Source organism: Yokenella regensburgei, assembly GCF_051486985.1.
Lineage (GTDB): Bacteria > Pseudomonadota > Gammaproteobacteria > Enterobacterales > Enterobacteriaceae > CBFFRJ01.
Genome location: NZ_JAHVDV010000036.1, coordinates 1 through 22977 on the forward strand (window position 1 = coordinate 1; position 22977 = coordinate 22977).

Consider the following 22977-nt stretch of genomic DNA (forward strand, 5'->3'; position numbering starts at 1 on the left):
GGTCTGACCGTTGCTGCACGTAACGCTAACGATGGTATCTCCCTGGCGCAGACCGCTGAAGGCGCGCTGTCCGAAATCAACAACAACCTGCAGCGTGTTCGTGACCTGACCGTTCAGGCGCAGAACAGCTCCAACTCTGCTTCTGACATYGACTCCATCCAGGCTGAAGTTAACCAGCGTATGGAAGAGATCAACCGYGTTACCACGCAGACTGACTTCAACGGCATCAAAGTGCTGAACACCGGTTCCGGCACCAGCAGCTACAGCTTCCAGGTTGGCTCTAAAGATACTGAAACCATCTCTGTTTCTATGAGCAAAAGCAACGATTACAACCTGTACAATGCTGGCACCAACACAACCTTTGACAACACTGCACAGACTGTTAATGGCAAAACACGTTCCACCAAAGCAGAAGGCTTTGACGTACTGAGCGGTACTGTTGCATCCGGTGCGACCACGGGCACCGTTAACGGCTCTCCTCTGGCCGACATTGATAATGCGATTAAAGCAGTAGACAGCCAGCGCAGCCTGCTGGGTGCGTCTCAGAACCGTTTTGAGTCCACCATCAGCAACCTGAACAACACCGTGAGCAACCTGACCGCTGCCCGCAGCCGTATTCAGGACTCCGACTATGCGACCGAAGTGTCCAACATGTCCCGTTCGCAGATCCTGCAACAGGCTGGCTCTTCCGTACTGGCACAGGCCAACCAGGTTCCGCAGACCATGCTGTCCCTGCTGCGTTAATCGCAAACGCTTTAATGACAGTAAAAGCGCCGCTTGCGGCGCTTTTTTTATTAGTAAATTCAGCAGGTTATGGCAAGAATAAAATTATCAAAAAAGATCTAAAGCATTTGTTCAGGTCGTCGATAACTATTATGACGGTGATGACGCCACTGGCCTTTACCGGATCTTACATTTACTAATGAAGGAATTTCACCATGGCTGTTATCAATACTAACACCCTGTCTCTGACGACTCAGAATAACCTGACTAAATCTCAGTCTTCTCTGGGTACTTCTATTGAACGTCTGTCTTCCGGCCTGCGTATCAACAGCGCAAAAGACGACGCAGCGGGTCAGGCAATTGCAAACCGCTTTACGTCCAACATCAACGGCCTGACCGTTGCTGCACGTAATGCTAACGATGGTATCTCTCTGGCACAGACCGCTGAAGGCGCGCTGTCTGAGATCAACAACAACTTGCAGCGTATCCGTGACCTGACCGTTCAGGCGCAGAACAGCTCCAACTCTGCTTCTGACATCGACTCCATCCAGGCTGAAGTTAACCAGCGTATGGAAGAAGTTAACCGTGTTACCACGCAGACTGATTTCAACGGCATCAAAGTGCTGAACACCGGTTCCGGTACCAACAGCTACAGCTTCCAGGTTGGCTCTAAAGATACTGAAACCATCTCTATCTCCATGAGCAAAAGTAACGACTACAACCTGTTTAACACTTCTGCAGCAAGCGGTTCAACGGGTGGTGTGGTTAATGGTAACAAACGTGCAACCTCTGCAGAAGGCTTCGACGTACTGAGCGGTACCGTAGCTTCTGGCGGCGGCACTGATGGTTCCCCGCTGGCCGACATCGATGCGGCAATCAAAGCGGTGGACAGCCAGCGCAGCCTGCTGGGTGCGTCTCAGAACCGTTTCGAGTCCACCATCACCAACCTGAACAACACCGTGAGCAACCTGACCGCTGCCCGCAGCCGTATTCAGGACTCCGACTACGCGACCGAAGTGTCCAACATGTCCCGTTCGCAGATCCTGCAACAGGCTGGCTCTTCCGTACTGGCGCAGGCCAACCAGGTTCCGCAGACCATGCTGTCCCTGCTGCGTTAATCGCACACGTCTTGATGACAGTAAAAGCGCCGCTTGCGGCGCTTTTTTGCATTTGCATTTATATGCTTTCCGGACAGATAAATAGATTAAGAAATAACTAAAGCATTTCCTCATAGCGTCGATAACTAATATGACGGTGATGACGCCGCTGGCCCTTACCGGAACTTACATTTATCAATGAAGGAACTACATCATGGCTGTTATTAATACTAACACCCTGTCGCTGACGACTCAGAACAACCTGACTAAATCACAGTCTTCTCTGGGTACTTCGATTGAACGCCTGTCTTCCGGTCTGCGTATCAACAGCGCGAAAGATGACGCCGCAGGTCAGGCTATCGCTAACCGCTTTACGTCTAACATTAATGGTCTGACCGTTGCTGCACGTAACGCTAACGATGGTATCTCCCTGGCGCAGACCGCTGAAGGCGCGCTGTCCGAAATCAACAACAACCTGCAGCGTGTTCGTGACCTGACAGACTGACTTCAACGGCATCAAAGTCCTTGATACTAAAGCAGGGACTGCGAGCTACAGCTTCCAGGTTGGCTCTAAAGATACCGAAACTATTGCCATTACTATGAGCTCCAGTAATTCATACAACCTGCACTTCTCAGGTGCCAGCACCACGTATGACAACACTGCTCAAACTGTAAACGGCAAAACGCGCAGTACTAAAGCAGAAGGTTTTGATGTTCTTAGCGGAACCGTTGCCTCTAGCGCAACCGGTGGTTCTGCAAACGGTTCACCATTAGCTGACATTGATGATGCCATCAAAGCAGTAGACAGCCAGCGCAGCCTGCTGGGTGCGTCTCAGAACCGTTTCGAGTCCACCATCACCAACCTGAACAATACCGTGAGCAACCTGACCGCTGCCCGCAGCCGTATTCAGGACTCCGACTACGCGACCGAAGTGTCCAACATGTCCCGTTCGCAGATCCTGCAACAGGCTGGCTCTTCTGTACTGGCGCAGGCCAACCAGGTTCCGCAGACCATGCTGTCCCTGCTGCGTTAATCGAACGCAATGGCAAAAGGGCATCTTCGGATGCCTTTTTTTATAGGGTTTAGTGACAATCGCCGGATATAAGCCCTTTTCTGTAACCTTTTTTCCCTCTCAATATCCCGCTGTTACCGCACAATATCGTATGACTACCGCTGTGCCTTTTTAACATGCCGCACGATGCAGGCGGGCACTTCCGACGATGTTGAGGATGACAGATGCGAAGTATATTAATCAGCGTCGATAAGCTAGACGTTTACTCTGCCCAGACCACTGAAGCGCTGGATATCGCCGACGCATTACTGGCATCAGGCTGGCAAGTTGATATCGTGACGTCTGCCGCCGGCAAAGTGCTGAACCATGAGATTGAACAACGCGCGTTAACAGGGCGTTTTAATGTCATCACCTCTTCCCGTGGGAGCCTGGCTACCCGTTACGACGCCATCTGGATCTATCGTGGTTATTTCAATGAGAGTCTGCTCACCGCGTTAAGGGAAGCGCGTCTGAGCGGTGCCATGATTTTCCGTCACTTCAGCGACTACAACGATCTCTATATTCCTTATGGTGTGCAGCTAGAAAACCAGCTCGCCACCCTGACGCTTGGCCAGTCTGGCCGTAGTAACGACATTCTGCTGCAAACCGGCATAGAGCGCGCGCAGTTACAAACGCTGCCCTGGACCGTCGCTGAGAAATTTGCCACCTATCAGCGAACCCGCATGGCGCAGGGGCTGCAAAAAGTCCTCTACGTTGCCCCTAATATGACTGCTGAGATGTACGAGATCCAGCAAAAGGCAGGGGAGGAGGGGATTACCCTCGACTGGCTGGATCTCTCATCGCAGGCCACGGGTGTTGAGCCGGCCTGGCTTGAACAGTATGACGTCGTTATCGGTAATGAAGACACCGTGCCTAAAGCGTTGTCGCTCGGCATTCCGCTCTTTCTGGCCATTGAAGGGTATGTTGAAGGGTATCTCAATGAAGAGAACATTGCCCGGCATGAGAATGAACACTTCTGCGCCCAGACGCTGCGTAACTGCCCGGATGCAGAAGAGTGGCTTGAGTTACTGAAAAGCGGTTATGAGAGTGCCGTCCAGTGGACTACGACCAGTCGCGCTCAGTTGACAGAAAAATGGCGTCTGGGACGCAGCCTGGAGGCCATTTTTGCTCAACCGCTGGCGGAAAAACCGCTGCACATTGATGAAAAAGCACACTATGCGTTGAGTTTCCACAGCAAAGCGGTACTCGCGCAACAGTCAACGGACTACTCCATGTCCCGCTGGCTTGAGGACCGCAAGCTGAGCTCTGCCCGCCGGGCGACGTTACTCTCTTTAGCGGAACGCCATCCGGAAAAGGGCAGCATCGGTGTGATTGTTATCGATAAACATTCAGATGCGGCGGCCCGCGAACAGACACTGGCCTCAGTGAACGCGCAATCGTTACGCCCCGCAAGCGTTGATATTATCAGCGACCAGGTGAATCCGGTTAACGCTGTCAACACGCTGTTAGCTGAGCGTCACGCGGATGCGATGCTGGTGATACCGGCTGGGTTCACCCTGCTGGACGACGCGCTGTTGCGCTTTTGCGAGCAGCGCCTGCACCAGCCCAATGCCTGGCTGTTTTACTGCGATGAGCTGACCCGCGTAGAAAACGGTGAGCCGCAGCTGACCATTCGCCCGGATGTAAATATCGATCTGCTGCGTGGCGTACCCTACGTTGGCGAGGTTCTGTTGTTCTCGCGCGATATCGCCTTGCAGTGTGGCGGGCTGGACACGCGTTATTCCCACGCCCCGTTAATCGATCTGCTCTGGCGCTTTGTTGAAGCGCAGGGGGCAGGGGCGCTCGGACGGGTGCCGGACGTACTGGTAGAGAACCCTGCCTCTCCATCACTGTGGATGAACTCGGCCGAGGTACAGGCGGAGTGCCAGCAGATCCTGCTTGCTCACCTGGCCCGACTGGGGATTAGCGCCACGCTGGAAGAGGGTATGGCACCGGGGATCGCACGGGTACGCTACCACTGGGATGCCGCTCCGCTGGTTTCAGTGATCATCCCCACGCGCGACCGGTTTGCGCTGCTCAAACGCTGCGTTGAAAGCCTGATGGAAAAGACGCGCTATACCCGCTACGAACTTTTAATTGTGGATAACCAGTCCGTAGAGGAGGATGCCTGTCGCTTTCTCAACGATCTGGCGGACTCCGGGATCGATCAGGTCCGCGTTTTACGCTACGACGCCCCTTTCAATTTCGCCGAAATTAACAATGCCGCGTCTCAGCAGGCCCGCGGGGAGGTGCTGCTATTCCTCAATAATGATTGCGAAATCATCGAGGGTGACTGGCTGGGTACGATGGTCGAGCAGGTTCTGCGCCCTGAAGTCGGGGTGGTAGGGGCACGGCTGGAGTATGGTGATGGTCGCATTCAACACGGTGGCTATCTGGTTGGGGTTGGGCCGGGTGTGGAAGTGGCCTTCGACGGGGCTGACGGCAACAGCAATGGCTATCAGCACTACCTGAAAACGCCGCGCAACCTCTCCGCTGTCAGCGCATCCTGCATGATGGTGCGAAAAGAGGTCTTCTTCGCGCTGAATGGCTTCCATCAGGAGGCGCTCCCCCTTTACCTTGCTGATGTGGATTTCGGGCTACGGGCACAAAAGTCAGGTTATCTCAATGTCTGGACCCCTTACGCACGTGTGAAACATATGGGCGGGGCAACCCGCTTAATGGGTCAGCAGTTTAAGGTTCAGGAACGGCCCCTTCGCGAAGACTACGCGACCTTACGCCGCGAGTGGAAGCAGGGCGTACTGGCGGAACCTGCCTACCATCCCTTAATGCAGAAAACCGGTAAGCTTTTCACCCTGAGCGAACACACGGCGCGTTTTCATGAGCCTCTGCCCGGGAGACCGCTACCCGTGATGCTGGCGCATCATATTAACTGGCAGGGAAACGGTCACCACCGGGTTATGCAACCTTTTAAAGCGCTCGAACGCCATTATCACATGGAAGGGGCGCTCATCAACGCCATTCCCGGGCTTATGGAAACGACGCAGTTACAACCTGACGTGGTGCTGCTTGAGCTGGTCACCGGTAGCCGTTTCCCGGAAATCATTACCCAGCTGCGTGAGATAAATAACGCAAAAATTATTCTGGAATATGACGATAACCTACTGAATATCCCGCTTAAAAATGGTTCGCGACAGCACTTCCCACAAAAGGCGCTAAAGACATTTCGCAAAGTGCTGGACAGCGCGGACTGGTTGGTAGTCTCAACCGAACCGCTGGCGGAAGCCTATAGCCGTTTCCATTCGGACATCCGTGTGGCGCTGAACCGCCTGGCTCCGGATCAGTGGGGACATCTGCAAAGCCAGCGTGGCGTGGGTGAGAAGATCCGTATCGGGTGGGCTGGTGGCAGTTCTCACCGCGGCGATCTGGAGATCCTGTTACCACTTATAAAAGCGCTGGAAGGGCAGGTAGAGTGGGTCTTTATGGGGATGAAGCCACGCAATATCCGCTGCGAGTTCCATCCAGGGGTCCCGTTTGATATGTACCCTGAAAAACTGGCATCCCTGAACCTCGACCTCGCGCTGGTTCCGCTCGAAGTGAATCATTTTAACGAGTGCAAAAGTAACCTGCGTCTGCTGGAAATTGGCACCTGCGGCGTTCCCATTATTGCAACAGATCTGATGCCTTATCGCTGTGGATTGCCGGTTACGCTGGTTGAAAACCGGTTTAAAGACTGGATGAATGCCATACAGGCCTATATCAATGATCCGCTGTTACGGGCGCGCCAGGGCGATGCGCTGCGTGAGGCGGTCCACCGTGACTGGTATCTGCGCGATGCGGGACTGGATGACTGGCGTAAAGCGTGGTTACCCGCGCGCTGACACTCCGCTGCCAGCGCACGTAAAAAAAGCCGGAACAGATTGCTGTTCCGGCTTTTTTTTAGTCCGGCAACCAACAGCGTGCATAACTGAGCAGTGCTTCGCCCTGCAGGAAGCCATCTTTCTCTACCCCGGCTTTCAGCATGTCTCCCAGTTTATGCGTGGCACTGAGATCGCTCAGATGCATCTCTATCGCATCACGCCAGTGGCGGGAGCGGTTTTCAACGCGCGTCACCGCAAGGGTGTTGCGAAGGCTGATGATGTCGCTGCATATCACCGGTACGCCGCAGGCGCCGAACTCCAGTAACCGCACGGGGCTCAGATTGCGGTTCCACGGGGTGTCTGCCATCGGCAGTAGCGCCAGATCGAGGTTCAGTGAGGCAAGCTTAGAGGCAAACCGCTCAGGAGTGACGGCTGCATGAAACTCGCAGACCAGCGGACGCAGGGAGGGGGGACAGTAACCGAAGAAAATCCACTCCACGCGGTCAGCAAATTGGGCGATGAGCTTGTGGATGATTTCCAGATCGGCAACGTTTCTTGCATCCCCAACCCAACCAATGCGGGGTTTCTGACCTGCATGGCGCAAACTGGTTAGCATCCCCCATTCGGACGGTGCGAGACGAGTGGGGAGTACGCGAATATCCGGGTGCCATCCGGCACAGCTCTCGGCCATGACATCGCTTGCCACCACCAGACGATCGACCCCGGCCACGGTGACGCGCAGTGCACCGGAAATATCCTGCGGATAGTGCTCTCTGGCACTGGCATTTGCTGCAAGCGCCGGCAGATAGTCGTCCAGATCGAACACGGTCATGACGCCGGTAATTTTTCTGTTACGTTGCAGCCACTCAGTCATGAACGGCATTATCTGTCGTTGCAGAATAACCGACGCCGGATTAAACCTCGCCAGATCAACATACTGCCTGGCATGGTGGCTGATTATGCCGTTCACCAGTCCCGCATCCCGCAGGGTAGTAAAGGTGGCGGTCAAACGCTGGTGACCATTGACGTGCTTATCGAGCACAAAGGGCATCACCAGCGGCTGAGGCCGCCAGTGCAGAGGTTGCCAGAGTGCGGGGTCGTCCAGCACCAGCTCGAACCCACCGTTATCCAGCGACAAATTCGGGTTGTAAGCGGGGTCATTAGCAATGAGCGGCAGCCATTTTTGGTACATCACATCCTGCTCCGCCATAAAACGCTGGCGCTTCTTCTCCTGGACCGTTTTATCGACGTGCTTCTGACTCACGCTCCCTTCATGCATGACGACAGCATGGGGTGTCCAGACGGTAAGGTAGCCTGCCTGACGTGCTTTCAGGCATAAATCGACGTCGTTATAGGAGACGGTGAAATTCACCTCATCAAGACCACCCACCTCTTCATACAGCGATTTGCGAATAAGCAGACAGGCCGCCGTCACCACATTGTAGTTCTGGTCCACCTGCAAACGTTGCATGTAACCGGGGCGGTCGTGTTCACTGTCAATAAACGGATGGTCGGCCGGCCCGCGCAGGCCAAGCACTACGCCTGCATGCTGAACGCGGCCGGTCGGGTAGAGTAGTTTGGCACCGACAATGCCGACTTCCGGTCGCAGGCCATGATTGAGCAGATGATCCAGCCAGTCGCTGCTGATAATGGCCGTATCGTTGTTAAGAAGAACCAGATACTCGCCTCTCGCTTCCCGTGCCGCCATGTTATTGATGGCGGAGTAGTTAAAGGGATGCGGGTAACGCAATACGCGTATGCGATTCGGATCGATGGCAGACACCCCCTCAAGCCACTGCAGCGCTTCGGGCGTTTCGCTGTTATTGTCCACGATCAGGAGTTCATAGTTAGGGTAGCGGGTCTTCTCCAGCAGGCTGGTCACACAAGGGATCAGTACGGCGAGCTGATCTTTGGTCGGTATAATAATCGACACCAGCGGCTGTTGCCCGTGGTGATAGCGCAGGGCGTAAAGACCGTTTTGTGGTGCCTCCACCACCCCATTCGGGTAACCGCGGTGGTGCAGATGCTGGGTTAGTATGGCGACCTCTTCCGGATGGGTTGCCAGTAGTGGCGGGTGCGCAGTCACGAATGGCTCAGGCAGATGGCCGGCAAACTGAATGCCTTTGTGCTCAATCAGGCGGGTTATCATCTCAAACTGCCAGGCCGTGGGGTATTGCGGATTAAAACCGCCGAGCGCCAGCAGGGCGTCGATACGAAAAATCCAGTGCCGCGCCATCTCGGCCGGGCAGCTCAGCAGCAGGTCGAGGTTAAAATCAGGGCGCAGTGCGGTGCCCACAATTTGATCGTCTGCCTGGTAAATTTCATCAGCGTAAATTGCATCGCATCCCGCCGCACTGTCCAGAGCGAGATCGAACGTCAGCAGGCCGCTGTTGATAAGCGTCTCGCCGGCCTGTAAGAAGAGGAACCAGTCCCCCGGATAGCGGGCTAAGATTTCGTTAATGACAGAGACGCGTTCATGGGCAGGCGCTACCACCGTCTTGACTTCCAGCCCGCTGGCATCACTGCATAACACCACGGGATCAATCTTCAGGCCATAGCCGGTATAGCTTTTCAGGCTTTCGAGCGTGAGGGCGACGTCATCGGGGGAAGGGACGGGATTATCAATGATCACGCGTAACGTCTGTTGGGTTCCACGGCTGAGTTGATAAGCCTCTGCGAGGCCCTGCTGTTGTGTGGTGAGATGATGGGACGTTAACCACTGTCGGATTTGCCAGGTGCGATAATCCTTTTCAGACTGCTGTAACGACACATAAACCCCGTGCAGCAGATTCTCCTGCTGCACATTTTCAGGATCGTTCATGGGGGCTACACGTACCCACTGATTTTGCTCTTTATCGCCTTTATACCAGCCAAGTTCACGAATAGCCTGAGGCATGCGGGTATAGGTCCGGTTGACGAGATCCCGGAACTGCTCGGTTTTGGCAAGCTGACTGCTTTGCGATTCGGTTACGCGGAAAGCGGAGAGCGTATCGGCAATAAAGGCCAGGTTTCCGGCATGCAGAAGTTTAACGAACACGGCCATATCGCCGAGGAAAGGCATACTCTCTCCCCTTAGCAGGAATAAATCCTTACCAAAAGAGGCCAGATCCTCGCGATAACAGAGTACCACGCTGGGCTCTCCGACGAAGTTAAACAGGTAGTCGGCGAAAAATGCGAGCGCATCGGCGCCATTAAGGATCACATCGCCCTCAAAGGGATAGGCTGTTGCGCCAATATCAATCAGAGGCTTGCCTTCAGCATCAATACGCTGGCGGCGTGAAGAGGCTAAACGGTTTTCTGGTGAGGATTCGAGTGCGCCGACCAGACGGCTAACGCAGTCAGTAAAGAGAATATCGTCGTCATACAGGAATTTAATATATTTGCCCCGGGCGAGGTGTACGCCGCGCAACACGTTGCCTTCCTCATTGAGGCGAACCTCATTTTTGTAATAGCGCACGGGTAGGGAGGACGAGGCGGCATAGCGTTCACTGATAATACGGATGCTGTCATCCCTACTGTCATCACAGATAACGATTTCGATTTCAGGCCAGCTTTGGTTGAGGGCACTTAGCAGTGCGGTTTCAAAAAAGACGGGGTTATAGGCTGGTATAACAATACTCACCAGAGCGTGTTCTTTCATCATTTCATCCGTTAAGCCCCCTGGCGCGCGTCAGGGGAGGTGAACCAGTTAATAATTCAATGTGCCATACACCGGGCGGGTGCCAGCTGTTAAATATCCCCCGTTTTGCAGCTCTGTTCAGGTGATAGTGGCATTTTCAGTACCGATTAACTTCGGAATTGAGAGCGGAAAAGGGCGCTGTTTTGCCGATAACCTCCCGGCGCCAGCGGTATGATGACGTATCATCATTACTTCAGCGTTCGCGCATGTAGGGTCCCATGGCCAAGAATATTTTTGTCACCAGTCCGCTGCTGCCACCTCTGGAAGAGTTCATTCCTTATCTTGAGAAAATCTGGCAAAACAAAAACTTGACCAACGGTGGCGACTTCCATCAGCAGCTTGAAGCGGAGCTGGCACGTTACCTTGGCGTGAAGCACGTTTGCCTTTTTGCCAATGGAACGCTGGCGTTGCTCACCGCCCTTCAGGCGCTACGCGTAACCGGAGAGGTTATCACCACGCCTTACTCCTTTGTGGCGACGTCCCATACATTGTTGTGGAATGGCCTGACACCCGTGTTTGCTGATATCGATCCCCGGACCTATAACATCAATCCGGACCGGGTCGAAGAGCTGATTACCCCGAATACGACCGCTATCATGCCGGTGCACTGCTATGGTATCCCCTGCGATGTCGATAAGATCCAAAAAATTGCCGATATCTACGGCCTGAAGGTTATTTACGATGCGGCGCATGCGTTTGGTGTGCGGCAAAACGACACCAGCATCCTCAATTACGGCGACTTGTCGGTATTGAGCTTCCATGCCACGAAAGTATTTAACACCTTCGAAGGCGGGGCCATCATTTGCCATAATGAACGCACCAAGCAGCGTATCGATTATCTCAAAAACTTTGGCTTTGCCGGTGAAACTACCGTCGTGGCGGCAGGGATTAATGGCAAAATGAACGAAGTGCAGGCTGCGTTTGGACTGCTACAGCTTCAGCATATCGAGGGCGCTTTTAATAAACGTAGTGCGCTGGATAACCATTATCGTGCGCTATTGCAGGATATTCCGGGGGTGCAAATGTTAGACGTACCCGGAAATATTGACTGGAACCACGCCTACTTCCCGGTTCGCATTGGCCCTAATTACCCGATAAGCCGTGATGCGCTTTACGACCTGCTTAAGCAGAACGGCATTATGCCAAGGCGTTATTTCTACCCGCTTATCAGTAATTTCCCAATGTATCGTGGACTGCCGAGTGCGGCGAAAACCGCGTTGCCGCAGGCAAACCTGATCGCGGAAGAGATACTGTGTCTGCCGATTTATCCGGATCTGGAGTTTGAGGATCAATGTAAAATTGCTGACATCATTAAATCTCCCTGGGTTGCCGCAAATGAACCACTGGGGAAAGCGTCCTGATTAACCGGATTACCGGGATGAGACGCAGCTAAAAAGCCATGTAAACATGGCTTTTTTTAACGCAAAAAAACATCCTCCTGGCAACAGGCTGATTAATATCAGTAATTTAACATTTGCACCAAGCTGTTTTCAGCGTAGTGGCTGCTGTGAGCCAGGGGCGGTAGCATGTTCGCCTGACGTTGTTGCATGGCAGTCAATTTGAATTAACACACATGGATATGAAATGAAAATAGCCATCATGCAACCCTATTTCTTTCCTTATCTTGGGTACATCAGTCTCATCAAGCATACGGAACGTTTTATTTTACTCGATGATGTGCAGTTTATACGCCACGGTTGGATAGAACGTAACCGTATTCTTAAACCGGAATCTGGCTGGCAGTACCTGTCTGTGCCGTTGAAGAAAAAAAACCATACCGCCACAATAAAAGAGACCGAGATTAACAACGAGACTGACTGGAGAGATAAACTGCTGCGCCAGCTCACTCACTACAAAAAGAAAGCCTCATTCTTCAGAAAAACGATGGCAGTTGTTGAGCAGGGACTGGATATCAGAACTGACAGCATTGCTGAACTGAACCTTCATGTATTGAAATCCGTGTGTGGCTATCTGGAGATCAATGCCGATCTGTCTGTCTTCTCTCATCTGAATATGGATATAGAGCCGCCTGACGCGCCAGATGAATGGGCTCTAAATATATGTAAAAAAATTCCGACAGTGTCTGCGTATTGGAACCCTACCGGCGGAATGACGTTTTTTGATAAAAATAAATATACCGCAGCTAATATTGATCTGGTTTTTCAGAAAGTAAATCTCACACCCTACTCTCAGTCAAACCAGGGGCTGGCGTTTGAGCCTGGATTATCCATTATTGACGTTATGATGTTTAATTCTCCTGACGCGATACATACTATGCTGGATAATTATGAAAAATTATAAAGAGTATGGTGGTTTTCTGCATATGGAAGCAGGACGTGGTGGTCTTTATCACCCTGATGCCATTAATCTTAATTCAGCAAGAAATGCGTTAAAGTATATCATTCGCCTGCATAAAATAAAAAAAATATATGTCTCCTTTTTTACCTGCCCCGTTATCTGGCAGGCGATTGAGGAAGAACATTGCGAGATGCACTATTACGATGTAGACGGACAAATGAACCCGGTGCTCGATAATGTCGATGGCGAGGATTTTGTTCTTTGCAATGATTATTTCGGTATTAAATCAAAAGAGATGCATAGGCTTGCCGGTCAGTTTCCGGGTTTAGTTGTCGATAATGCGCAGGCGTTTTTTGCAAAACAAAAAGGCATCGCTGCGATTTACAGCCCGAGAAAATTCTTTGGCCTCCCGGACGGGGGAATGGCATTAACGTCCGGCACGCTGGAAGAAGCGTTCGAAAAGGATATCTCCTGGCAACGATGCCAGCATTTACTGAGGCGTCACGATGCAGGTGCCAGTGCGGCATACACCGATTTTTGCGAGGCTGATAGCCAGCTCAACTCAGCTGAAATCAGAGCAATGTCTGCCGTAACGGAAAACTTGATGCGTGGTATCGATTATGATTTTGCCAGACGACGTCGTCAGGAAAATTTTGTGCAGCTCCACAGCATGCTGGCAAAAATTAACGGCCTGACGATAGATCTCACTGATGAAGATGTTCCTATGGCCTACCCATTATTAATTGATAATCCAGGGCTGAAAAGTCGGCTGATTGGGGAGAAGATCTATGTCCCCACCTACTGGCCGCAGCTTGAGGATATCTGCCCAAAAGGGAGCGCGGCGCTTTATTTTAAAGCGAATCTGGTGCCACTCCCCCTCGACCAACGCTACGATTCCGAAGATATGCATACAATTGCTGAAAAGGTATTGCGCATACTCCAGAGAGAATAAAAAATGGCAACAACTAAAAAAATTAATGTCCTCGTCTTTCCCTGTGGCGCTGAGAATGCGAATGAAATATATCAGTCGCTGCGTTATTCCCTGCACGTCAATATCATTGGCGCATCAAGCGTTGAAGATCATGGCAGATTCACTTTTCCGCAATATCTGTCTGATATTCCGAATATTATGGACGCGCGGTTTAACGATGTTTTTTTCGACATCATTAAACAGCACAATATTGATGTTGTGTTTGCCACTCATGATACCGTCGCCGAGGCGCTGGCCCCACTGGCCGAGGGGATGGGGTTTTTCCTGGTTAACGGTAACGAACAGGCGACCCGTATAGCCCGTAAAAAAAGCGAAACGTATGCTCTTTTTAACGATTGCACGTGGGTGCCTGAGGGGTATGCCGACCCGGATGCCGTAACGGCATGGCCGGCAATTATTAAACCTGATTTAGGACAAGGGGGTCAGGGCGTTACGCGTGTTGATAATCTGAAACAAGCCTGGCAAGTTTATAAAAACACTACCCTGCCTGTGCTGGTGGAATATCTTCCTGGCGGTGAGTTAACCGTAGACTGTTTTACCAACCGTAAGGGGGAGGTCATCTGGATTGGACCGCGAACCCGTGAGCGCGTACGCGCCGGTATCACGATGCGCTCGCAGTCCGTTGAACTTACCGATGAACTCCGTGATATTGCACTGACGATATGTAAGCGCATACCATTGCGTGGACCCTGGTTTTTCCAGTTAAAAGCGAACGCAGATGGGAAATGGAAATTATTAGAGATCTCCTGTCGCATCAGCGGCACAATGATATTCCAGCGTGCCCGGGGAGTGAACCTGCCACTGATGGCTATCCATGACTTTATGGGAAGGGATGTTGCGGCTATGCCGAATCACGATATCACCTTGATAGACCGATGCATCAGCACCAAAGCGCGAGTCAATCGCGACTACAAAAACGTGTATGTTGATCTCGATGACACTCTCATTATTAACGGTTTCGTTGTGCCTGGTGTAATCAGCTTTATTTACCAGGCTATTGCTGACGGTAAGAAGGTCTACCTGATCACGCGCCACGAATATGATGTCCATCAAACTCTTGAAAAGGTCAGGATTTCTCCCGCCGTGTTCGATGAAATCTATCATGTGCAAGATAAAGAGAGTAAGGCCAACTATATTAAGCCAGATTCGATATTTATCGATAATTACTTTATTGAAAGAAAAGACGTATTTGAAAAAACAAAGTGTCTTGTTCTGGATGTTGATGCAGTAAATTTATTACTATGCTAATTTTTTACGGTGCACTGCTGCATAATATGCAAAATGTAATCTGCACATTCCAGTATCCATTGCTAATTAATAAATGAATTATTTTTGAGGTCGCTATGACAATTGAACGCGGTGAGGCACTTCGCCAGTTGTGTGATGAATTCATCAAGGGCAGAGTGCCTCGATATATTTTTGGTCGGACACCTTATGCTAAAGATATCATCGAATATATCAAGCCTGATGGTATTATTGATGATTTCACTACGGAATCTACCTTTAATGGTGTTCCGATAATTAAATTGGCGTCAGTCCCAGCTAAAGCTATTGTCGTTTCATCTATCGTCGATGGCAGGCCTGTCACTGTCAGTCGGTTACTGGCGGGAAAGGAAATCGGTAATATTGATTATTATAGTTTTAAGCATTATTCCGGTTTGCCACTGAAAGAGCATTCACTTGTCGCTAATGCAGAGTTTCGTTCGGATTATCAGCAAAATCGCGATAAGTATGATTATGTCTTCAATCACCTCGCTGATGAAACTTCAAAAGAAACTTTCTCACGTCTGGTTGATTTTCGGTTGAATGAACATCTTGAAACTATGGAGTATTTTACTTTCAGGCCCGAAGAAAGCTACTTTGAGTCTTTTATTAACATTGATTCTACTAATGCCGTTTTTGCAGACGTCGGAAGCTATGATGGTAGTACTACTCTTGAATTCATTCGTCGCTATCCTGGTTATCGTAGTGTCCATCTGTTTGAGCCAGAACCAAAGCAGATGGCAGTTATTCGGAGCAGAGTAGAGGCGCTGGATCATATTCATTTTCATGAGTATGGTGCTTCAAATTGTGCCGGGGTATTAAAATTTACCTCTTCGGGAAGCTGGTCGCATGTTGACGAGCAGGGCGATATAGAGGTCAAAATTAATACGTTAGATAACCTGGTTAATGAGAAAATTTCATTTATAAAAATGGATATTGAAGGTCATGAATATGCGGCACTGGAAGGCTCGCGTGAACATATTCTGAACGATCATCCGGTACTGGCAATCTGCGCGTATCACCTTGTGGACGATTTCTGGAAGCTCCCCGAGCTGATTTTCTCCTTCCGCTCAGATTATAAGCTTTACATGCGTCATTACACTGAAGGTGTGCTGGAAACAGTCTATTATTTCATCCCTGAAAAACATAATGGATAGTCAGGTACAGCAAAAAGGCATCGTTTTCGATGCCTTTTTAATTATGCTAACGAAGCAGTGTGTGACACGGAGAATTGTTGCGCAACGTTCACCAGGTTTGCTGTTTTAACGCATCGCGTCGGTATCGCTGATTTTAAATGCCGAGCAGCTAATCCCTTCTCAGAAGCCTTCCTGCCTTCACTGGGGCATATGGGTGCCTGTATTGTTAAGAATCTGATAAAATTAAGCCGGTTAGCCCTGGCGTCTCATTTTTTGCTATTCACCTTTTCGCCAGGCTGTGTAAAGCACCGCCATGTAAAGCAAGCCCGATTGCCTCAATAACGCGATTCAGTGCACACTTCTTTTTTATTACCGCAAATAACGCCCATTTCACCCACTATTCATCCGATTAAAACCCCTACAGAATCGGATAATCATGCCGATAACTTAAACTAACGCAGGGCTGTTTATCGTGAATTCACTGTATACCGCTGAAGGTGTAATGGATAAACACTCGCTGTGGCAGCGTTATGTTCCGCTGGTGCGTCACGAAGCATTGCGCCTGCAGGTGCGTCTGCCGGCGAGTGTGGAACTGGACGATCTGCTACAGGCGGGCGGAATCGGGTTACTGAATGCAGTTGACCGATACGACGCTCTGCAAGGAACGGCATTTACCACTTACGCAGTGCAGCGCATTCGTGGGGCCATGCTGGATGAATTGCGCAGCCGTGATTGGGTGCCGCGCAGTGTCCGGCGTAATGCCCGCGAAGTGGCACAGGCGATGGGGCAACTTGAACAAGAGCTGGGACGAAACGCAACGGAAACCGAAGTGGCGCAGCGTCTTGGTATCCCTGTTGAAGAGTACCGTCAGATGCTGCTTGATACGAACAACAGTCAACTTTTCTCCTATGACGAATGGCGAGAAGAGCATGGCGACAGTATTGAGCTTGTGACTGACGATCATAAACAGGAAAACCCGTTATTCCAGTTACTGGAAAGTAATTTGCGTCACCGCGTCATGGAAGCTATTGAATCCTTGCCGGAACGTGAACAACTGGTTCTGACCCTTTATTACCAGGAAGAGCTTAATCTCAAGGAGATTGGCGCGGTTCTGGAGGTCGGTGAGTCACGGGTAAGTCAGCTCCATAGTCAGGCTATTAAACGCTTACGTACCAAGCTGGGTAAGTTATAGGGTCGGTTGTCTGACAGCCCCTGGTAATGCCGCACAACGCATTGACAACCAGGAGTTATCATGACGGTGCAGCAACCTAAAAGACGGCCACTAAGCCGCTACCTTAAAGACTTTAAACACAGCCAAACGCATTGTGCACATTGTCACAAGCTCCTCGACCGCATCACCCWGGTGCGTCGGGGGGAAATTGTGAACAAAATTGCGATTTCACGCCTCGACAGTTTGCTGGACGAAGCCGCCTGGCAACAGGAGCAAAAGGAGTGGGTTGCACTCTGTCGCTTCTGTGGCGATCTTCACTGCAAAGAACAGAGCGATTTTTTCGACATCATCGGTTTTAAGCAATTCCTCTTTGATCAAACTGAGATGAGCCACGGCACCGTGCGTGAGTACGTTGTCCGCCTGCGCCGTCTGGGTAATCACCTCACTGACCTGAATATCTCCCGCCATCTTCTGGATGAAGGGTTCCCGGATGAAAATCTTGAACCCTGGTTGCCCGCCACCAGCACCAATAATTACCGCATCGCACTGCGTAAATACGCACAGTTTAAAGCACAGGCGCATTTTAACGTGGTGCAAAAAATCGCGGTCGGCGCAAGATCTGATATATATTAAAAATGAATAACATGTAACGGAAGGGTGCTTGTACTTTATGACAAGCGCCTTACCCTGTGAAAAATTATCTCATTCGGGGTCACTATGAAACTTGCACTTCTGGGACGTCAGGCATTACTGGGCGCGATGGCGGTTGCGCTGGTCGCGGGCATGAGCGTGAAAACCTTCGCGGCGGAAAATCTGCTCGCTAAGGTTAAAGAGCGCGGAACGTTGTTGGTTGGGCTCGAAGGCACCTACCCGCCGTTCAGTTTCCAGGGCGATGACGGCAAACTCACCGGCTTCGAGGTGGAGTTCGCGCAGGCGCTGGCGCAGCATCTCGGCGTGAAAGCGGATCTGAAGCCCACGAAATGGGATGGCATGCTGGCCTCTCTGGATTCAAAACGCATCGATGTGGTGATTAACCAGGTTTCTATCTCCGATGAACGCAAGAAAAAATATGATTTCTCCACGCCTTATACGGTATCCGGTATTCAGGCGCTGGTGAAAAAAGGCAATGAAAGCGGCATAAAATCTTCAGCGGATTTAAAAGGTAAAAAAGTCGGTGTTGGCCTGGGAACCAACTACGAAGAGTGGCTGCGCAAGAACGTACAGGGCGTTGACATTCGTACTTACGATGACGATCCGACCAAATACCAGGATCTGCGCGTCGGCCGTATCGATGCCATCCTGGTTGACCGTCTGGCGGCGCTGGATCTGGTGAAGAAAACCAAAGATACGCTGGCCGTTGCCGGGGAGGCTTTCTCCCGTCAGGAAGCGGGTGTTGCGCTGCGCAAAGATAACGATGACTTGCTAAAAGCTATTGATGCAGCAATGGCGGATATGCAGAAAGATGGCACCCTGAAAGCGCTGTCTGAAAAATGGTTTGGCGCTGACGTGACAAAATAAGCGTCGGGGCTTGCAAAAGGCGCTAAATCTAGCGCCTTTTTTATTTACGCGCGGTATGCGTGCATAATTAAAAAAAACCTGTAACCGGAGGATCCATGTCCTTGCATAACCTGACCCGCTTTCCGCGACTGGAACTTATCGGCGCACCCACACCGCTGGAATATCTGCCCCGTTTTTCTGATTACCTGGGGCGCGATATTTTTATCAAGCGTGATGACGTCACCCCGATGGCAATGGGCGGCAATAAGCTGCGTAAACTTGAATTCCTCGCAGCAGATGCGCTGCGTGAAGGTGCTGATACCCTGATAACCGCAGGGGCGATTCAGTCAAACCATGTGCGTCAGACGGCGGCCGTAGCAGCAAAACTCGGGCTGAACTGCGTCGCGTTACTGGAAAATCCTCTTGGCACCCGCGCCGAAAATTACCTCACCAACGGTAATCGCCTGCTGCTGGATCTGTTTAATACCCAAATTGAGATGTGTGAGGCGCTGACCGATCCGGTGCGTCAGCTTGAAGATCTCGCCACCCGTATTGAAGCCCAGGGTTATCGTCCCTATGTGATTCCGGTCGGGGGATCGAACGCACTGGGCGCACTGGGTTATGTTGAAAGTGCGCTCGAAATCGCCGGGCAATGTGAAGGGGCAGTCGGTCTCTCTTCGGTTGTGGTCGCTTCAGGGAGTGCGGGAACCCATGCCGGGCTTGCGGTGGGGCTGGAGCATCTTTTACCGGATGTCGAGTTGATCGGGGTGACCGTATCGCGCAGTGTGGCAGAGCAGAAACCGAAAGTCATAGCGCTACAGCAGGCGGTGGCAAACGCTCTTGAGGTGGATGCGAAGGCTGATATCCTTTTATGGGATGACTATTTTGCGCCTGGTTACGGCGCACCTAATGACGAAGGCAGTGAAGCGGTAAAACTGCTGGCGCGACTGGAAGGGATTTTGCTCGACCCGGTCTATACCGGTAAAGCAATGGCAGGACTTATCGATGGTATCAGCCAGAAACGGTTCAAAGATGAAGGACCGATTCTGTTTGTGCATACCGGCGGCGCACCGGCACTTTTCGCTTACCATCCCCATGTTTAATTGCAAGGCGTAGCAACCATCATGCAAGAAAGCTTACAACTGATTCTGGACTCCGCGCCGTTTCTGCTGAAAGGGGCCGTATTTACCCTCCAGCTGAGCATCGGGGGCATGATTTTTGGCCTGTTGCTGGGATTTGTGCTGGCGCTGATGCGAATGTCTCCGGTCTGGCCGGTTCGCTGGCTGGCGCGCGTTTATATCTCGATTTTTCGCGGCACACCGCTTATCGCGCAACTTTTTATGATCTACTACGGTTTGCCCCAGTTTGGAATTGAGCTCGACCCGATCCCGGCGGCGATGATTGGGCTGTCGCTCAACACGGCGGCCTATACCTCTGAAACGCTTCGGGCAGCAATTTCGTCCATCGATAAGGGGCAATGGGAAGCGGCAGCCAGTATCGGTATGACGCCCTGGCAGACCTTACGACGTGCCATTTTACCGCAGGCAGCGCGCGTGGCCTTGCCGCCACTTAGCAACAGTTTCATTAGCCTCGTAAAAGATACTTCTCTTGCCGCCACTATCCAGGTGCCGGAACTGTTCCGTCAGGCGCAGCTGATCACCTCGCGCACGCTGGAGGTCTTCACCATGTACCTTGCCGCCTCGCTGATCTACTGGGTGCTGGCGACCGTGCTTTCTGCGTTACAGAATTACTTTGAAAATCAGCTTAACCGTCAGGAGCGCGATCCCAAATGAGTGCCATCGAAGTTAAGAATCTGGTGAAAAAGTTTCATGGTCAGACGGTGCTGCACGGTATCGATCTTGAGGTAGAAGAAGGGGAGGTGGTGGCGATTATCGGGCCAAGCGGCTCTGGCAAAACCACGCTCCTGCGCAGCATTAATCTTCTGGAGCAGCCGGAAAACGGCACTATCCGGGTGGGGGAGATAACCATTGATACCGGGCGGGCATTGAGCCAGCAAAAGGGGCAAATTCGCCAGCTTCGTCAGCATGTCGGTTTCGTTTTCCAGAGTTTTAATCTCTTTCCCCATCGCACCGTGCTGGAAAACATTATCGAGGGGCCGGTGATTGTAAAAGGCGAGGCCAGGGAGGAGGCTGCCACCCGCGCCCGTGAACTGTTGGCGAAAGTGGGGCTGAGTGGCAAAGAGACCAGTTATCCTCGGCGTTTATCCGGGGGGCAGCAGCAGCGTGTCGCTATTGCGCGTGCGCTGGCGATGCGTCCGGAGGTAATCCTGTTTGATGAACCGACCTCAGCGCTCGATCCCGAACTGGTGGGCGAAGTGCTAAACACCATTCGCCAGCTGGCTCAGGAAAAACGCACAATGGTTATTGTCACCCATGAGATGAGTTTTGCGCGCGATGTCGCAGACAGAGCCATCTTTATGGATCAAGGGCGGATTGTGGAGCAGGGGCCTGCCAGGTCGCTGTTTACCAATCCCCAGCAGCCGCGTACCCGTCAGTTTCTGGAAAAATTTCTGATGCAGTAATGTGTTCAGGTTCAGAAGCGCCGCCTTTCTGAACCTGAAAATAAACCTTCTTAAAGCAAACTGCCGCCGGTGCGTTTATTACCGGCACATCCGTTATGGATATATTTGTGGGTATACAGCCCCATTACGCCTTTAATCGAACGCTTTTGCGTTTTACCACTATTAGCTGCCTTCCGCGGCCAACTAATTTGCCCTCTCTATGTTTTTTTACACTTATAAAAAAGTTTTATGTGTTAATTTAATGTATTCATAATAATGATTATTAATGGCAAGGGTGATATCCGTCAGATGTGGGAGAATGACTTTTTTGCGTGGCGCAGGGATGTGTTGCTACGTTTTCAGGAGATGACAAGTACAGAGGACGTTTATTCCGAGCTTAAGCGTCAGACGCAGGCCCTGGAATATGATTATTTTTCACTGTGTGTCCGACATCCGGTACCTTTTACGCGCCCTAAAATCAACGTTGAATCATCTTATCCTGATGTCTGGATGTCGCATTATCAGGCGGAGAACTATTTCGGCATCGATCCCGTACTAAAGGCGGAGAATTTCTTACACGGCCATTTACCCTGGGATGATAAATTATTCCATGATGCACCAGTATTGTGGGATGCTGCCCGCGACCACGGTCTGCGAAAGGGCGTGACGCAGTGTCTGATGTTGCCTAATCATGCGCTGGGTTTCTTATCCGTCTCTCGCACCAGTCTGTTGGGTAAAACCCGTGAGGGTGAAGATCTCGAACTGCGTCTACAACTGCTCGTTCAGGTGAGTCTGCTGGCCCTTGTGCGGCTGGGGGATGAGATGGTTATGGCGCCTGAAATGAAGTTCAGTAAACGCGAAAAAGAGATCCTGAGATGGACGGCAGAAGGGAAAACCTCTGCGGAAATTGCGATTATCTTATCGATTTCTGAGAATACTGTGAATTTCCATCAGAAGAATATGCAGAAGAAGTTTAATGCACCGAACAAAACCCAGATTGCCTGTTATGCCGCTGCAACCGGCATGATTTGAGCATCCATGCCGTTCTGCGTGTCAGACGAAAGCCGGCTGCCAGCGATAAAACGCCACCAGCCGGATTCGCTTACTGACGGTAGGCCTGTTTAATCTGCTTAACGGTGTTTGAGAACACAGCTGCCTGAGAGGCATCTTCCAGACCAGCGATCTGTTTTTCCATTTTAAGGATCACCCGGCCCGCATCAGCCTGTCCCATCGCCTGCAACATCAGCGTGACCATTGCTTTCAGGCAAGAGACTTCCTGAGCCAGTTCCTGGCTATTATCAGCAGTGGTGAAATCAGGGGTGCTCATTTAATTACCTCGTTAAGTTACAGTGTCTTTGCGTGACATAGAATGTCAAAGCGGCGGAGTATACCACATGCTTTGCAAAAATCAGCAGCGGTTATTTTTTGATCGCATTGGGGTGGGTTTATTAAATTAAACCTATTACCGTTATTCAAAAACGAATAGTGCTTAGCAAATATATGTTTTAACGAGGTGTCGCATCGGTTAATTATTGTTACAACTTCCATTTATATTTTTCATCAGGATAAGCGCAGCGCTGCCAGTAAGTTTCTGCTTCACGCTTTCTAATCGCGCGGCCCATCACAGATTTATGCGGGACGTTTCCACACCATGTACAGGTTATTTTCCAAAAACGGAAGCTAAATTCGGCGCACGGCACTATTTACCTTTCATTACCTGGTTAAAAACCG

The 22977-nt window shown here is 51.1% G+C and carries 18 protein-coding genes and 1 pseudogene; 16 read left to right on the top strand and 3 right to left on the bottom strand.

What is annotated here, in order from left to right:
* From KXR87_RS20085 to KXR87_RS20100, 4 genes and pseudogenes are all read left to right on the top strand, one after another.
* A partial coding sequence (locus tag KXR87_RS20085; RefSeq protein WP_437433983.1) for a flagellin occupies positions 1–744 on the top strand: 744 nt, incomplete at its 5' end.
* 194 nt (positions 745–938) lie between these two features.
* The gene (locus KXR87_RS20090) at positions 939–1841 is read left to right on the top strand and encodes a flagellin (RefSeq protein WP_437433984.1); all 903 of its coding nucleotides are present in this window, start codon (positions 939–941) and stop codon (positions 1839–1841) included.
* A gap of 193 nt (positions 1842–2034) precedes the next feature.
* Positions 2035–2854, top strand: a pseudogene (locus tag KXR87_RS20095) (flagellin).
* Positions 2855–3057: 203 nt separating this feature from the next.
* A complete protein-coding gene (locus KXR87_RS20100; RefSeq protein WP_437433985.1) occupies positions 3058–6711 on the top strand; it encodes a glycosyltransferase in 3654 nt (1217 codons plus the stop codon).
* A gap of 58 nt (positions 6712–6769) precedes the next feature.
* Here KXR87_RS20100 and KXR87_RS20105 read toward each other — a convergent pair whose 3' ends face one another.
* Positions 6770–10333 carry a glycosyltransferase gene (locus tag KXR87_RS20105; RefSeq protein WP_437433986.1) on the bottom strand — a complete coding sequence of 1188 codons (3564 nt, stop codon included), beginning with the start codon at positions 10331–10333 and terminating at the stop codon, positions 6770–6772.
* Positions 10334–10587: 254 nt separating this feature from the next.
* Between KXR87_RS20105 and KXR87_RS20110 the strand changes: the two genes are divergently transcribed.
* The 12 genes from KXR87_RS20110 to sdiA all read left to right on the top strand — a co-directional run bounded on the left by KXR87_RS20110 (position 10588) and on the right by sdiA (position 22278).
* Complete coding sequence (locus tag KXR87_RS20110; protein ID WP_437433987.1) at positions 10588–11730, top strand: DegT/DnrJ/EryC1/StrS family aminotransferase; 1143 nt, start codon at positions 10588–10590, stop codon at positions 11728–11730.
* Positions 11731–11953: 223 nt separating this feature from the next.
* The gene (locus KXR87_RS20115) at positions 11954–12670 is read left to right on the top strand and encodes a WbqC family protein (RefSeq protein WP_437433988.1); all 717 of its coding nucleotides are present in this window, start codon (positions 11954–11956) and stop codon (positions 12668–12670) included.
* Positions 12657–13619, top strand: coding sequence for a hypothetical protein (locus tag KXR87_RS20120; protein WP_437433989.1), 963 nt, complete (start codon positions 12657–12659; stop codon positions 13617–13619). Before KXR87_RS20115 ends, KXR87_RS20120 begins: the two co-directional genes overlap by 14 nt.
* Positions 13620–13622: 3 nt before the next feature.
* Complete coding sequence (locus tag KXR87_RS20125) at positions 13623–14906, top strand: ATP-grasp domain-containing protein (RefSeq protein ID WP_437433990.1); 1284 nt, start codon at positions 13623–13625, stop codon at positions 14904–14906.
* Positions 14907–15001: 95 nt separating this feature from the next.
* Complete coding sequence (locus tag KXR87_RS20130) at positions 15002–16078, top strand: FkbM family methyltransferase (protein WP_437433991.1); 1077 nt, start codon at positions 15002–15004, stop codon at positions 16076–16078.
* Between the two features lie 451 nt (positions 16079–16529).
* Positions 16530–17249: an RNA polymerase sigma factor FliA gene (fliA, locus tag KXR87_RS20135; protein WP_437433992.1), complete on the top strand. Its 720-nt coding sequence runs from the start codon at positions 16530–16532 to the stop codon at positions 17247–17249.
* Between the two features lie 60 nt (positions 17250–17309).
* On the top strand, positions 17310–17861 hold the full coding sequence (fliZ, locus tag KXR87_RS20140) for a flagella biosynthesis regulatory protein FliZ (RefSeq protein ID WP_437433993.1): 552 nt from the start codon (positions 17310–17312) through the stop codon (positions 17859–17861).
* 84 nt (positions 17862–17945) lie between these two features.
* Positions 17946–18746, top strand: a complete 801-nt coding sequence (gene tcyJ, locus KXR87_RS20145) for a cystine ABC transporter substrate-binding protein (RefSeq protein ID WP_437433994.1) — start codon at positions 17946–17948, stop codon at positions 18744–18746.
* Positions 18747–18841: 95 nt separating this feature from the next.
* Complete coding sequence (gene dcyD / locus KXR87_RS20150; RefSeq protein WP_437433995.1) at positions 18842–19828, top strand: D-cysteine desulfhydrase; 987 nt, start codon at positions 18842–18844, stop codon at positions 19826–19828.
* Between the two features lie 21 nt (positions 19829–19849).
* Positions 19850–20518 (top strand): cystine ABC transporter permease, encoded by a 669-nt coding sequence (tcyL, locus tag KXR87_RS20155; RefSeq protein ID WP_437433996.1) that lies wholly within the window; start codon positions 19850–19852, stop codon positions 20516–20518.
* Complete coding sequence (tcyN, locus tag KXR87_RS20160; protein ID WP_437433997.1) at positions 20515–21267, top strand: L-cystine ABC transporter ATP-binding protein TcyN; 753 nt, start codon at positions 20515–20517, stop codon at positions 21265–21267. The genes tcyL and tcyN overlap by 4 nt, the downstream gene beginning before the upstream one ends.
* A 288-nt stretch (positions 21268–21555) precedes the next feature.
* A complete protein-coding gene (gene sdiA, locus KXR87_RS20165) occupies positions 21556–22278 on the top strand; it encodes a transcriptional regulator SdiA (protein WP_437434023.1) in 723 nt (240 codons plus the stop codon).
* A 70-nt stretch (positions 22279–22348) separates the two neighbouring features.
* Here the strand turns inward: sdiA and KXR87_RS20170 are convergent, their stop codons facing one another.
* Entirely contained in the window at positions 22349–22573 is a 225-nt protein-coding gene (locus KXR87_RS20170; protein WP_437433998.1) for a DUF2594 family protein, read from the bottom strand.
* 4 nt (positions 22574–22577) lie between these two features.
* Positions 22578–22661 carry a hypothetical protein gene (locus KXR87_RS20175; RefSeq protein WP_437434024.1) on the bottom strand — a complete coding sequence of 28 codons (84 nt, stop codon included), beginning with the start codon at positions 22659–22661 and terminating at the stop codon, positions 22578–22580.
* Positions 22662–22977: the final 316 nt, after the last annotated feature.

Coding starts and splice junctions, on each gene's coding strand:
- KXR87_RS20090 (WP_437433984.1), top strand. CDS start 939: ATGGCTGTTATCAATACTAACACCCTGTCTCTGACGACTCAGAATAAC.
- KXR87_RS20100 (WP_437433985.1), top strand. CDS start 3,058: ATGCGAAGTATATTAATCAGCGTCGATAAGCTAGACGTTTACTCTGCC.
- KXR87_RS20105 (WP_437433986.1), bottom strand. CDS start 10,333: ATGATGAAAGAACACGCTCTGGTGAGTATTGTTATACCAGCCTATAAC.
- KXR87_RS20110 (WP_437433987.1), top strand. CDS start 10,588: ATGGCCAAGAATATTTTTGTCACCAGTCCGCTGCTGCCACCTCTGGAA.
- KXR87_RS20115 (WP_437433988.1), top strand. CDS start 11,954: ATGAAAATAGCCATCATGCAACCCTATTTCTTTCCTTATCTTGGGTAC.
- KXR87_RS20120 (WP_437433989.1), top strand. CDS start 12,657: ATGAAAAATTATAAAGAGTATGGTGGTTTTCTGCATATGGAAGCAGGA.
- KXR87_RS20125 (WP_437433990.1), top strand. CDS start 13,623: ATGGCAACAACTAAAAAAATTAATGTCCTCGTCTTTCCCTGTGGCGCT.
- KXR87_RS20130 (WP_437433991.1), top strand. CDS start 15,002: ATGACAATTGAACGCGGTGAGGCACTTCGCCAGTTGTGTGATGAATTC.
- tcyJ (WP_437433994.1), top strand. CDS start 17,946: ATGAAACTTGCACTTCTGGGACGTCAGGCATTACTGGGCGCGATGGCG.
- dcyD (WP_437433995.1), top strand. CDS start 18,842: ATGTCCTTGCATAACCTGACCCGCTTTCCGCGACTGGAACTTATCGGC.
- tcyL (WP_437433996.1), top strand. CDS start 19,850: ATGCAAGAAAGCTTACAACTGATTCTGGACTCCGCGCCGTTTCTGCTG.
- tcyN (WP_437433997.1), top strand. CDS start 20,515: ATGAGTGCCATCGAAGTTAAGAATCTGGTGAAAAAGTTTCATGGTCAG.
- sdiA (WP_437434023.1), top strand. CDS start 21,556: ATGTGGGAGAATGACTTTTTTGCGTGGCGCAGGGATGTGTTGCTACGT.
- KXR87_RS20170 (WP_437433998.1), bottom strand. CDS start 22,573: ATGAGCACCCCTGATTTCACCACTGCTGATAATAGCCAGGAACTGGCT.